At 74.3% G+C, this 11,445-nt stretch carries 10 protein-coding genes; all 10 read left to right on the forward strand.

What is annotated here, in order from left to right; all coding sequences use genetic code 11:
- Positions 1-91: 91 nt before the first annotated feature.
- The 10 genes from ACFU5J_RS06745 (at position 92) to hisF (ending at position 11,438) form a co-directional block, all read left to right on the forward strand.
- Positions 92-1,216, forward strand: coding sequence for a site-2 protease family protein (locus ACFU5J_RS06745; RefSeq protein ID WP_430578205.1), 1,125 nt, complete (start codon positions 92-94; stop codon positions 1,214-1,216).
- Between the two features lie 43 nt (positions 1,217-1,259).
- Complete coding sequence (locus ACFU5J_RS06750; RefSeq protein ID WP_430578206.1) at positions 1,260-2,357, forward strand: tRNA (adenine-N1)-methyltransferase; 1,098 nt, start codon at positions 1,260-1,262, stop codon at positions 2,355-2,357.
- A 209-nt stretch (positions 2,358-2,566) separates the two neighbouring features.
- Positions 2,567-4,222 (forward strand): proteasome ATPase, encoded by a 1,656-nt coding sequence (gene arc / locus ACFU5J_RS06755; RefSeq protein ID WP_430575507.1) that lies wholly within the window; start codon positions 2,567-2,569, stop codon positions 4,220-4,222.
- 133 nt (positions 4,223-4,355) lie between these two features.
- On the forward strand, positions 4,356-6,071 hold the full coding sequence (dop, locus tag ACFU5J_RS06760) for a depupylase/deamidase Dop (protein WP_430578236.1): 1,716 nt from the start codon (positions 4,356-4,358) through the stop codon (positions 6,069-6,071).
- Between the two features lie 276 nt (positions 6,072-6,347).
- The gene (locus ACFU5J_RS06765) at positions 6,348-6,545 is read left to right on the forward strand and encodes a ubiquitin-like protein Pup (RefSeq protein WP_079575068.1); all 198 of its coding nucleotides are present in this window, start codon (positions 6,348-6,350) and stop codon (positions 6,543-6,545) included.
- A 6-nt stretch (positions 6,546-6,551) separates the two neighbouring features.
- Complete coding sequence (gene prcB, locus ACFU5J_RS06770) at positions 6,552-7,457, forward strand: proteasome subunit beta (protein WP_430578207.1); 906 nt, start codon at positions 6,552-6,554, stop codon at positions 7,455-7,457.
- Positions 7,454-8,176 (forward strand): proteasome subunit alpha, encoded by a 723-nt coding sequence (gene prcA, locus ACFU5J_RS06775; protein ID WP_430575511.1) that lies wholly within the window; start codon positions 7,454-7,456, stop codon positions 8,174-8,176. Before prcB ends, prcA begins: the two co-directional genes overlap by 4 nt.
- A gap of 34 nt (positions 8,177-8,210) precedes the next feature.
- A complete protein-coding gene (pafA, locus tag ACFU5J_RS06780) occupies positions 8,211-9,572 on the forward strand; it encodes a Pup--protein ligase (protein ID WP_380316913.1) in 1,362 nt (453 codons plus the stop codon).
- 74 nt (positions 9,573-9,646) lie between these two features.
- The gene (locus ACFU5J_RS06785; protein ID WP_430575512.1) at positions 9,647-10,657 is read left to right on the forward strand and encodes an FKBP-type peptidyl-prolyl cis-trans isomerase; all 1,011 of its coding nucleotides are present in this window, start codon (positions 9,647-9,649) and stop codon (positions 10,655-10,657) included.
- Between the two features lie 7 nt (positions 10,658-10,664).
- Positions 10,665-11,438 carry an imidazole glycerol phosphate synthase subunit HisF gene (gene hisF, locus ACFU5J_RS06790; RefSeq protein WP_430578208.1) on the forward strand — a complete coding sequence of 258 codons (774 nt, stop codon included), beginning with the start codon at positions 10,665-10,667 and terminating at the stop codon, positions 11,436-11,438.
- Positions 11,439-11,445: the final 7 nt, after the last annotated feature.

Below are 11,445 nucleotides of genomic sequence, written 5' to 3' on the forward strand. Positions count from 1 at the left end.
CGCAGGGACCGGACGGGTCCCGAGCGGCACGAGGGGCGCGGAGCCGTGGCCGGCGACCCGGGCGGCGGCCGACGCCGGATAGCCTGGCGGGGTGACCTCTCGCTCCCGGGGATGGGTGGTCGGCCGCATCGCGGGCGCGCCGGTCCTCGTCACCCCCTCGTGGTTCCTCGGCGCCGTCGTCCTCACCCTGGTGTTCGCGCCCTCGGTCCGGACGTGGTTCGCGCCGCACATGCCGACGACGGGCGTCCTCGTCGTCGCGTTCTCGTTCGTGCTGCTGCTGTTCGCGTCCGTCTTCCTGCACGAGGTGGCGCACGCGCTCGTCGCCCGCCGGCGCGGGCACCAGGTCACGGAGCTCGCCCTGACGCTCTGGGGCGGCCACACGGCGTACACCGGGGCGGGGGCCCGCCCGCTCGACGGGGCGCTGGTGGCCGTCGTCGGCCCGCTGACCAACCTCGTCCTGGCGGGGGCGTTCTGGGTCGCCTTCCAGCTGCAGCCGACCGCGGGGACCGTGCCGGCCGCGCTGCTGCTCGCCGGGGCGTTCTCCAACGCGTTCGTCGGGTTCTTCAACCTCCTGCCCGGGCTGCCGCTGGACGGCGGCCAGATCCTCGAGTCGATCGTGTGGGGCGCGACCGGCTCCCGGTCCCGGGGCACGCTCGCCGCGGGCTGGGTCGGGCGCGCCGTCGCCGTCGCCGTGCTCGCGTGGGCGCTCCTGTGGCCCCTGCTCGAGGGCCGGCGGCCCTCCTGGGTGATGGTCGTGTGGGGAGCGCTGATCGGCGCGTTCCTGTGGTCCGGCGCGGGCGACGCGATCAAGGGCGCGCAGGCCCGCGCCCGGGTCGCGACGCTCTCCGCGCGCGGCCTCGCGGTGCCGGCCGTCGCGGTGCCCGTCGCCACCACGGTCGCGGGCGTGTCCGCGGCCGCGGCCCGGAACCCGGGCGTCGTCGTGGCGGTCGTCGGCCCGGCCGGCGAGCCGGTCGGCTGGGTGGACCCGGCCGCCGTCGCGAACGTCCCCGCCGCCCGCGCGGACCTGACCCCGGTGGAGGCCGTCGTCGTGCCGTTCCCGCCGGGCTCGGCGGTCACGCCCGACCTCGAGGGGGACGCCCTGCTCGACCGCCTGGCGCACGGTTCCTCGGGGGCGCGCGTCGTGCCCGTGGTCGAGGGCGGCCGCGTCACCGGGGTGCTCGACGTCGCGCGCGTCGCCGCCGCGCTGCGCCGGTAGCGCGGGGGAGGGCGCGGGAGGGCGGCCGGTAGACTCGCGCGTCGTGACTCCCGCCGATCCTGCCGCGCCCGAGACCCGACCGACCGCCGAGCCGACCGCCACGCCGACCGGCGACGCCGCGCCGACGGCCACCGGTGCCGACCTGCGCCGCGGCCCGCTGCGCGAGGGGGACCGGGTCCAGCTGACCGACCCCAAGGGTCGCCTGCACACCATCACGCTGAAGCCCGGCGGCACGTTCCACACCCACAAGGGCTACTTCCGCCACGAGGACCTCATCGGCCGCCCCGAGGGATGGGTCGTGACCAACACGGCGGGCATCGAGTACCTGGCGCTGCGGCCCCTGCTGAGCGACTACGTCCTGTCGATGCCGCGCGGCGCCGCCGTCGTCTACCCGAAGGACGCCGGCCAGATCGTGCAGATGGCCGACATCTTCCCGGGCGCGCGCGTGGTCGAGGCGGGCGTCGGCTCGGGCGCGCTGACGATGTCCCTGCTGCGCGCCGTCGGCGACGCCGGCGAGCTGCACTCCATCGAGCGGCGCGAGGACTTCGCCGCGATCGCGCGCGGCAACGTCGAGTCGTTCTTCGGCGGCGAGCACCCGGCCTGGCGCCTGTCGATCGGCGACCTGGCCGACGTGCTGCCCACCGTCGCCGAGCCCGGCACCGTGGACCGCGTGGTGCTCGACATGCTCGCGCCGTGGGAGAACGTCGACCCGGTCGCGCAGGCGCTCGTGCCCGGCGGCGTGCTGATCTGCTACGTCGCGACCGCCACCCAGCTCTCGCGGACCGCGGAGGACCTGCGCGCCGACGGCCGGTTCGCCGAGCCGCAGGCGTGGGAGTCGATGGTGCGCGGCTGGCACCTGGAAGGCCTCGCGGTGCGCCCGCAGCACCGGATGATCGGACACACGGGCTTCCTCGTCACGGCCCGGCGGCTCGCCGACGGCGTCGTCCCGCCGGAGCGCACCCGCCGGCCGGCCAAGGGCTCGTACCCCGCGCCCGACGCCGAGTGGTCCGAGGAGGAGCTGGGCGAGCGCGCCGTGTCGGACAAGAAGATCCGGCGCGTGCGCCGCGACCTCGGCGTCGCCCCGGACGCCGTCGCTCCCGAGGCGGCGGTGCCCGCCGGCGACGCGCCCGCCGAGGGCTGAGCCCCGTCGGACCGCCACGACCCGCCGTGCCCCCGTCGAGGGGCGCGGCGGGTCACGGCCCGGTCACCGTCAGGTCTCGGTCGGGCGACGTCGCGACCGCTCCGTGAAATGAACCCCCGGACGTCGGCGTTGATGTCTAGGGTGCTGTACTCCGGGGGCGTCTTCCCGCCCGGGCAGGTGACCACCCGGGCCGCACGAGAGGGGATGCGATGACCGACAACCCTGTCCGCCCGGACTCGTCGGGGCTGCCGACCGGACCGAGCCACGACGCCCAGCTCGCCCTCCTCGCCGCGAAGAACGAGCGGCTCGCCGAGGCGCTCCGCGCCGCGCGCGACCAGATCGTCGAGCTCAAGGGCCAGATCGACGAGCTCGCCAAGCCGCCGGGGACGTACGCCACGTTCCTCGCCGCGCACGACGACGGCTCGGTCGACATCTCGTCCGCCGGCCGCAAGATGCACGTCCAGTCGAGCCCGGGGCTCGACGTCGAGGCGCTGCGCCCCGGCCAGGAGGTCAAGCTCAACGAGGCCATGACGGTGGTCGAGGCCGGCGGCTACGAGCGCACCGGCGAGCTGGTCACCGTCAAGGAGGTCCTCGACACCGAGCGCGTGCTGGTGGTCGGCCGCGCCGACGAGGAGCGCGTCGTGCGTCTCGCCGGGTCGGTCGCCGACGCGGCGCTGCGCGTCGGCGACGCGCTGACCGTCGACGTGCGCAGCGGGTTCGTCTACGAGGTGGTGCCCAAGTCCGAGGTCGAGGAGCTCGTCCTCGAGGAGGTCCCGGACATCGCCTACGAGGACATCGGGGGCCTCGGGCCGCAGATCGAGCAGATCCGCGACGCCGTCGAGCTGCCGTTCAGCCACCCCGACCTGTTCCGCGAGCACGGGCTGCGCCCGCCCAAGGGCGTGCTGCTGTACGGCCCGCCCGGGTGCGGCAAGACGCTCATCGCCAAGGCCGTGGCGAGCTCGCTCGCGGGGATGGTCGCGTCCACGCGGGGCGGGGACCCGGCAGCGAAGAGCTACTTCCTCAACGTCAAGGGCCCCGAGCTGCTCAACAAGTACGTCGGCGAGACCGAGCGGCACATCCGCCTGATCTTCGCCCGCGCCCGCGAGAAGGCGACCCAGGGCGCCCCCGTCGTCGTGTTCTTCGACGAGATGGAGTCCCTGTTCCGCACCCGCGGCACCGGCCTCTCCTCGGACGTCGAGACGACGATCGTGCCGCAGCTGCTCGCCGAGATCGACGGCGTCGAGCGCCTCGACAACGTCATCGTCATCGGCGCCTCGAACCGCGAGGACATGATCGACCCCGCGATCCTGCGACCCGGCCGCCTGGACGTGAAGATCAAGATCGAGCGGCCCGACGCCGAGGGCGCCACCGAGATCTTCGGCAAGTACCTCACCCCGGCGCTGCCGATCCACCCCGACGACCTCGCCGAGCACGGCGGCAGCCAGACCGAGGCGATCGGCGCCATGATCCGCAGCGTCGTCGAGCGCATGTACTCCGAGGACGAGGAGAACCAGTTCCTCGAGGTCACCTACGCGTCCGGGGACAAGGAGACCCTGTACTTCAAGGACTTCAACTCCGGCGCGATGATCCAGAACGTCGTGGACCGCGCCAAGAAGTCGGCGATCAAGGACCTCCTCGCCACCGGGCAGCGGGGCATCCGGGTGGAGCACCTGCTGTCGGCGTGCGTCGACGAGTTCAAGGAGAACGAGGACCTGCCGAACACCACCAACCCCGACGACTGGGCGCGGATCAGCGGGAAGAAGGGCGAGCGCATCGTCTTCATCCGCACGATCGTCCAGAAGAAGGGCGGCGACGGCGCTCCTCGCACCATCGACACGGTGACCAGCACGGGGCAGTACCTGTAGCCCGGCCCGCTCCCGACGGACCGCGTGATCGAGGTACCCGTCCCGAGGTCGACCCGCCGCGGTCGACTTCGGGACGGGTACCTCGATCTCGTCCGGGGCCACCTAGGGTGGTGGCGTGAGCGTTCGTCGCGTGATGGGGATCGAGACCGAGTACGGCGTGCTGGCACCGGGGCGGCCGATGGCCAACCCGATGCTCATGAGCTCGCAGGTAGTCATGACGTACCGCGCCCTCGTGGCGAGCGCGGGCGCGCGGCCGCCGGCGCGCTGGGACTACGACGACGAGGACCCCCTGCAGGACGCCCGCGGGTTCCACCTGCAGCGCGCGTCCGCGCACCCGTCGCTCCTCACCGACGACCCGTCCCGCCCCGCGCCGTCCGGCCCGGTCGGCACCGGGGGCGGCACGCCCGCCTCCGCCCAGGTCGCCTCCGCGGCCGGCACGCCCGGCGCCTCGGCGCGGGGCCGGTCCGCGGGCCGCGCGGCCCGGCAGCAGCCGGAGGAGGTCGAGCGCCCGTCCGTCGAGGACTACGACGACCCGAGCGCGGCGAACTGCATCCTCACCAACGGCGCGCGCCTGTACGTGGACCACGCGCACCCGGAGTACTCCTCCCCGGAGGTCACGGGGCCGCGCGACGGCGTGCTGTGGGACGTGGCGGGGGAGCGGGTCATGCTCGCGTCGGTGCGCTCCCTCGCGGAGGTGCCCGGCGGCGAGGTCGTGCTCTACAAGAACAACGTGGACGGCAAGGGCGCCAGCTACGGCACGCACGAGAACTTCCTGGTGGACCGGGCGCTGCCGTTCGGCACGCTCGTCGAGCTGCTCACGCCCTTCCTCGTGACCCGCCAGGTGTTCTCCGGCTCCGGCCGCGTGGGCATCGGCCCGACCGGGGCCGAGGCGGGCTTCCAGATCTCGCAGCGGGCGGACTACATCGAGGCCGAGGTGGGGCTGGAGACCACCCTGCGTCGGCCCATCGTGAACACCCGCGACGAGCCGCACGCCGACCGCACCCGCTGGCGCCGCCTGCACCTCATCATCGGCGACGCCAACCTGTTCGAGGTGGCGACGTTCCTCAAGCTCGGCACCACGTCCCTCGTGCTGTGGGTGCTGGAGCACCTGGACGAGCTCGCGGAGGCGGGCGTGCCGGCGCGGGCCGAGCTCGCCGCCCTGCGCCTCGCGGACCCGGTGGCGGACGTGCAGCGGGTCTCGCGCGACCTGAGCCTGACGGAGGCGCTCGAGCTCGCGGACGGCCGGCGGCTCACGGCCCTGCAGGTCCAGGAGGCGTACGCCGACGTCGTGGCGCGCGCGGTCGCGGCGCTGGCGGCCGGCGAGGGCGGGCCGGACGCCGAGACGGCGGACGTGCTGGACCGCTGGCGGTCGGTGCTGAGCCGGCTGGCCACCGACCCGGCGACCTGTGCGCGCGAGGTGGAGTGGGTCGCCAAGCGCCGGCTCCTGGAGGGGATGCGCTCGCGCGACGGGATCAGCTGGGACCACCCGCGGCTGCACGCGCTCGACCTGCAGTGGACCGACGTGCGCCCCGAGCGGGGCATCTACCACCGGCTCGTCGCGTCGGGCGCCGTCGAGCGGCTCGTCGACGACGAGCGCGTGGCCGACGCCGTGCACCATGCGCCGGCCGACACCCGCGCGTGGTTCCGCGGCGAGGTGATGGCGCGCTACGCCGACCAGGTGTCGGCGGCCAGCTGGGACTCCGTGATCTTCGACGTCCCCGGCGCGGCCGCGCTGCAGCGGGTGCCGATGCTCGACCCCGCGCGGGGGACGCGGGCGCACATCGGCGCCCTGCTCGACGCGAGCCCCGACGCGGCCGCCCTGCTGAAGGGCCTGCGCGGCGAGGGCTGAGCGCGGGCGGGCCGTCCACGGGACCACGGCCGGGCGTCGGCAGGTCGCGGGCCGGCCGCGGGCTGACCGGCGACGATGCCCGTCGGTCGCCCCTCGGCCGCCGCTCGGTCGCCCCTCGGACCGCCTGCGGGTCGGTCGTGCGGGTGGAGTCGTTCCGCCCTGGGCGCAACCTGCGTGGACGTCGCCGCGCAGTGTCGCCCGCAGCGCATAGGCTGGCGTCGCGAGACTCTCCCGGAGCCCTTGTCGGGAGCTCCGCAGCAGCGAAGGAGGCGGACCATGGCCGGTCAGGAACGGATCAACCCGCAGCACGAGGACCGCACGCCCGACGACGACGCGGACACCCCCGCGCCGGTGGCCCCGGCGGCGACCGAGCGGGACGCCGAGGTGGACGCCCTCCTCGAGGAGATCGACGAGGTCCTGGAGACGAACGCCGAGTCGTTCGTCCGCGGCTTCGTCCAGAAGGGCGGTCAGTGATCGCCCATGACCAGCGCTGACACCTCGGGACGCCTGCCGGACGCGTTCCTGCGACCCGGCTCGTCCTCGTTCGTGGACTTCCTCGCCGGGCACGCGCCCGACCTGCTGCCCGGCCGGCGGCCCGGCACCGGCGGCGCGCCCGCCGACGGCCTCGCGCCGCACGCGACGACGATCGTCGCGCTCACCTTCGGGACCGACGACGGCGGCCGCGGCGTGATCATGGCGGGCGACCGCCGCGCCACCGCGGGCAACCTCATCGCCAGCCGGGAGATGGAGAAGGTCTTCGCGGCCGACGCCTACTCGGTGGTCGGGATCGCGGGCTCGGCGGGCGTGGCGATCGAGCTCGTGCGGCTCTTCCAGCTCGAGCTGGAGCACTACGAGAAGATCGAGGGCTCGCTGCTGTCCCTCGACGGCAAGGCCAACCGCCTGTCGACGATGATCCGCGGCAACCTGCCCCTGGCCCTGCAGGGCCTCGCGGTGGTGCCGCTGTTCGCCGGCTACGACCTCGACCGCGGGTACGGGCGCCTGTTCAGCTACGACGTCACCGGCGGCCGGTACGAGGAGCACGACCATCACACGGTGGGCTCGGGCTCGGTCTTCGCGCGCGGCGCGCTGAAGAAGCTGTGGCGCCCCGGGCTCGACGCCGACGCGGCCGTCGGGGTGGCCGTGGAGGCCCTCTACGACGCGGCGGACGACGACAGCGCGACCGGCGGCCCGGACCCCGTGCGACAGATCTGGCCGGTCGTGACCGTGGTGACGGCCGACGGCGTGCGCCGGGTCGGCGACGACGAGCTGGCGGCGACGGTCGAGCGGATCGTCGCCGAGCGAGGGGCGGCGCACCGCGCGGCCCACGGCGACCGCCCCGCGGGCGGCGGCGGCCGGCCCGGGGCGCACGGAGGTGCACGCGCATGAACATGCCGTTCTACGTCTCGCCCGAGCAGCTCATGAAGGACCGGGCCGACTTCGCCCGCAAGGGCATCGCCCGAGGCCGGTCCGTCGTCGTGCTCGCCTACTCCGGCGGCATCGCGTTCGCCACGGAGAACCCGTCGCGCGCGCTGCACAAGATCTCCGAGATCTACGACCGCATCGCGTTCGCCGCGGTCGGCAAGTACAACGAGTTCGAGAACCTGCGCGTCGCCGGCGTGCGCTACGCGGACCTGCGCGGGTACTCCTACGACCGCACCGACGTCACCGCGCGCGGCCTCGCCAACGCGTACGCGCAGACGCTCGGCACGGTGTTCACCACGGAGTCCAAGCCGCTCGAGGTCGAGCTGGTCGTCGCCGAGGTGGGGGCCACCCCGGCCGCCGACCAGATCTACCGGCTCTCCTACGACGGCTCCGTCGCCGACGAGCACGGCCACGTCGTCATGGGCGGGCAGGCCGAACAGCTCAACGCACGGGTGGGCGAGGCCTGGCACGAGGGGATGACGCTGCCGGAGGTGCTCGCGCTCGCCGTGCGCACCCTCGGCGCGGTCGGGACCGACGGCTCCGTCTCCGCGCCGGGCGAGGAGCGGGAGATCGCGCCCGCGGGCCTCGAGGTGGCGGTGCTGGAGCGCGAGGGCCGGCGCCGGGCGTTCCGCCGGCTGCAGGGCGCGGCGCTGGCCGGGCTGCTCGAGCAGCCGGGCGACTGAGACGGGCGAGCGGGGCCGAGGAGAGGGGAACGTCGTGGACCGCAGGATCTTCGGTCTGGAGACCGAGTACGGGGTGACGTGCGCGGCGGACGACGGGCGCGGCCTGTCCGCGGACGAGGTCGCGCGCTACCTGTTCCGCAAGGTCGTGGCGTGGGGGAGGTCGTCGAACGTCTTCCTGCGCAACGGCTCCCGCCTCTACCTCGACGTCGGGTCGCACCCCGAGTACGCGACGGCCGAGTGCGACGACGTGCACCAGCTGGTCGCCTACGACCGGGGCGGCGAGCGCATCCTCGAGGGCCTCGTGGCCGACGCGCAGGAGCGGCTGGAGCACGAGGGCCTGTCCGGCAAGGTGCACCTGTTCAAGAACAACACCGACTCGGCCGGCAACTCCTACGGGTGCCACGAGAACTACCTCGTGCGCCGGCAGGGCGACTTCTCCCGCCTGTCCGAGGTGCTGGTGCCGTTCCTCATCACGCGGCAGGTGCTCACGGGCGCCGGCAAGGTGCTGGCCACGCCGCGCGGCGCCGTCTACTGCCTCTCCCAGCGCGCCGACCACATCTGGGAGGCGGTCTCCAGCGCCACCACGCGCTCGCGCCCGATCATCAACACGCGCGACGAGCCGCACGCGGACGCCGAGATGTACCGGCGCCTGCACGTCATCGTGGGCGACTCCTCGATGGCGGAGCCCACGACGATGCTCAAGGTCGGCGCGACCGACCTCGTGCTGCGCCTCGTCGAGGCGGGCGTCCCGATGCGCGACCTGTCCCTCGAGAACCCCATCCGCGCGATCCGCGAGATCAGCCACGACCGCACCGGCCTGCACCCGGTGCAGCTCGCCAACGGCCGCACCGCCACCGCCGTCGACATCCAGTGGGAGTACTTCCACCGCGTGCGGGAGCACGTCGACAGCCACGCCGGCGCGACGCCCGTCGTCAAGCAGGTGCTCGACCTCTGGGAGCGAGGGCTGCGCGCGCTCGAGTCGGGCGACCTGTCGCTCGTCGACCGCGAGCTCGACTGGGTGATCAAGCTCAAGCTGATCGAGCGGTACCAGGCCAAGCACGACCTGGCGCTGGACGACCCGCGCATCGCGCGCCTCGACCTGGCGTACCACGACATCTCCCGCACCGAGGGGCTCTACAACCTGCTCGCCGCCCGCGGGATGGTGGAGCGCGTGGTCACCGACCTCGAGGTGTTCGAGTCGACCGCCGTCCCGCCGCCCACGACCCGCGCCAAGCTCCGCGGCGACTTCGTCCGCGCCGCGCAGGAGGCGCGCCGGGACTACACCGTGGACTGGGTGCACCTGAAGCTGAACGACCAGGCGCAGCGCACCGTGCTGTGCAAGGACCCGTTCCGGTCCGTCGACGAGCGCGTGGACCGGCTCATCGAGTCCATGTAGCCGGTGGCGCGGTTCGACGCCGGACCGTGCGGACCGTCGCTCCGGGGGACTGTCGATCGTGGCAGACTGTCGCGGTGCTCCGCCGACTGACGCTCCTGCTGGCCCTGCTGCTCGGCGGCTCCCTCGTCCTCGGCGGGTGCAGCTCGTCGCTGCTCGACGGGCTGGCCGACGCGCCGTCGTCGGGTCCGTCGGCGTCGCCCGTGCAGGTGTCGGGCGCGGTGGGCGAGCCGCCCGCCCTGGAGTACGAGCAGCCGTACGACGTGACGCGCCCCGGCGCGCGGACGGTGTGGCCGGGCTCGGGCGACGCGGTCGTCGACGGCGAGCCGGTGCTGCTGAACATGTACGCCGAGGACGGCCGCGACGGCACCGTCATCTCCAGCACGTACATCGACGCGCCGGCCTGGTACACGATGTCGCCGGCGTCGCTCGGCTCCAACCTCTACGACACCCTGCGCGGCCAGAAGGTCGGGGCGCGCATGCTGCTCGTCGAGGAGGACCAGGACGTCCCCGTGATCCTCGTGGTCGACGTGCTGCCGACCCACGCCTCCGGCGCCGAGGTGCCCGTCGCGGACGGCCTGCCGACCGTCGCGCGCGGTGCGGGCGGCGCCCCGAAGGTCACGGTGCCGAAGAAGGCGGACCCGCCGGAGGACCTGCAGGTGCAGCCGCTGCTGCGCGGCAGCGGCCCGCAGGTGCAGGTCGGCCAGGTCGTCACGATGCGGTTCACCGCCGTGCGGTGGAGCGACGGCAAGCAGTTCGACACGACGTGGTCGGCCGGCACGCGGCCGCAGTCCGCGACCATCGGCATCGGGCAGCTCGTCGACGGCCTCGACCAGGGCCTCGTGGAGCAGACCGTGGGGTCCCAGGTGCTGCTCGTCGTGCCCCCGGGCCTCGGCTACGGTGGCACCAGCAGCGACCTCGCCGACGAGACCCTGGTCTACGTCGTGGACATCCTGGACGCGCACTTCCAGGTGACGGAGGCCGAGTCCACCGGCAAGGGCCAGGGCGACGACGGCGGCGAGCCGGGATCGAAGCCCGGCAAGAAGTCCGGCGACCAGCCCGCCGGCACCGACAGCAAGGAAGGGTGAGTCCCGCATGTCCGTGGCCGTCCGCGTGATCCCGTGCCTCGACGTCGACGACGGACGGGTCGTCAAGGGCGTGAACTTCACCAACCTGCGCGACGCGGGCGACCCCGTCGAGCTCGCGGCGCGCTACGACCGCGAGGGCGCGGACGAGGTGACGTTCCTCGACGTGTCCGCGTCGTCGGGCGACCGGGCCACCATGGTCGACGTGGTGCGCCGTACCGCCGACCAGGTCTTCGTCCCGCTCACGGTGGGCGGCGGCGTGCGGTCGACGGACGACGTCGACCGGCTCCTGCGCGCCGGCGCGGACAAGGTCGGCGTGAACACCGCCGCCATCGCGCGCCCCGAGCTGGTCGCGGAGATCGCCGCGCGCTTCGGGCGCCAGGTGCTGACGCTGTCGGTGGACGCGCGCCGCGTCACCGGCGGGACGGTCACGCCGTCGGGCTTCGAGGTGACCACCCACGGCGGGCGCCGCGGCACCGGCATCGACGCGGTCGAGTGGGCCGCGCGGGCGGGGCACCTGGGCGCCGGCGAGATCCTGCTGAACTCCATGGACGCGGACGGCACCACCGCGGGCTTCGACCTCGAGATGCTCGCCGCCGTGCGCGAGCAGGTGGACGTTCCCCTCGTGGCGTCGGGCGGCGCCGGGGAGCCGGAGCACTTCGTGGCCGCCGCCCGCGCGGGCGCGGACGCGGTGCTCGCCGCCAGCGTCTTCCACTTCGGCGCGCTGACGATCGGACAGGTCAAGGACGCCCTGGCGGCCGCGGGCATCGAGGTCCGTCGATGAGCGGCTG

The sequence above is a fragment of the Isoptericola sp. NPDC057559 genome, assembly GCF_042801555.1.
Taxonomy (GTDB): Bacteria; Actinomycetota; Actinomycetes; order Actinomycetales; family Cellulomonadaceae; genus Isoptericola.

What these genes read in the sequence shown, in the direction of transcription:
- arc (WP_430575507.1), top strand. Translation starts at nt 2,567, where the DNA reads ATGACCGACAACCCTGTCCGCCCGGACTCGTCGGGGCTGCCGACCGGA.
- dop (WP_430578236.1), top strand. Translation starts at nt 4,356, where the DNA reads ATGGGGATCGAGACCGAGTACGGCGTGCTGGCACCGGGGCGGCCGATG.
- ACFU5J_RS06765 (WP_079575068.1), top strand. Translation starts at nt 6,348, where the DNA reads ATGGCCGGTCAGGAACGGATCAACCCGCAGCACGAGGACCGCACGCCC.
- prcB (WP_430578207.1), top strand. Translation starts at nt 6,552, where the DNA reads ATGACCAGCGCTGACACCTCGGGACGCCTGCCGGACGCGTTCCTGCGA.
- prcA (WP_430575511.1), top strand. Translation starts at nt 7,454, where the DNA reads ATGAACATGCCGTTCTACGTCTCGCCCGAGCAGCTCATGAAGGACCGG.
- hisF (WP_430578208.1), top strand. Translation starts at nt 10,665, where the DNA reads ATGTCCGTGGCCGTCCGCGTGATCCCGTGCCTCGACGTCGACGACGGA.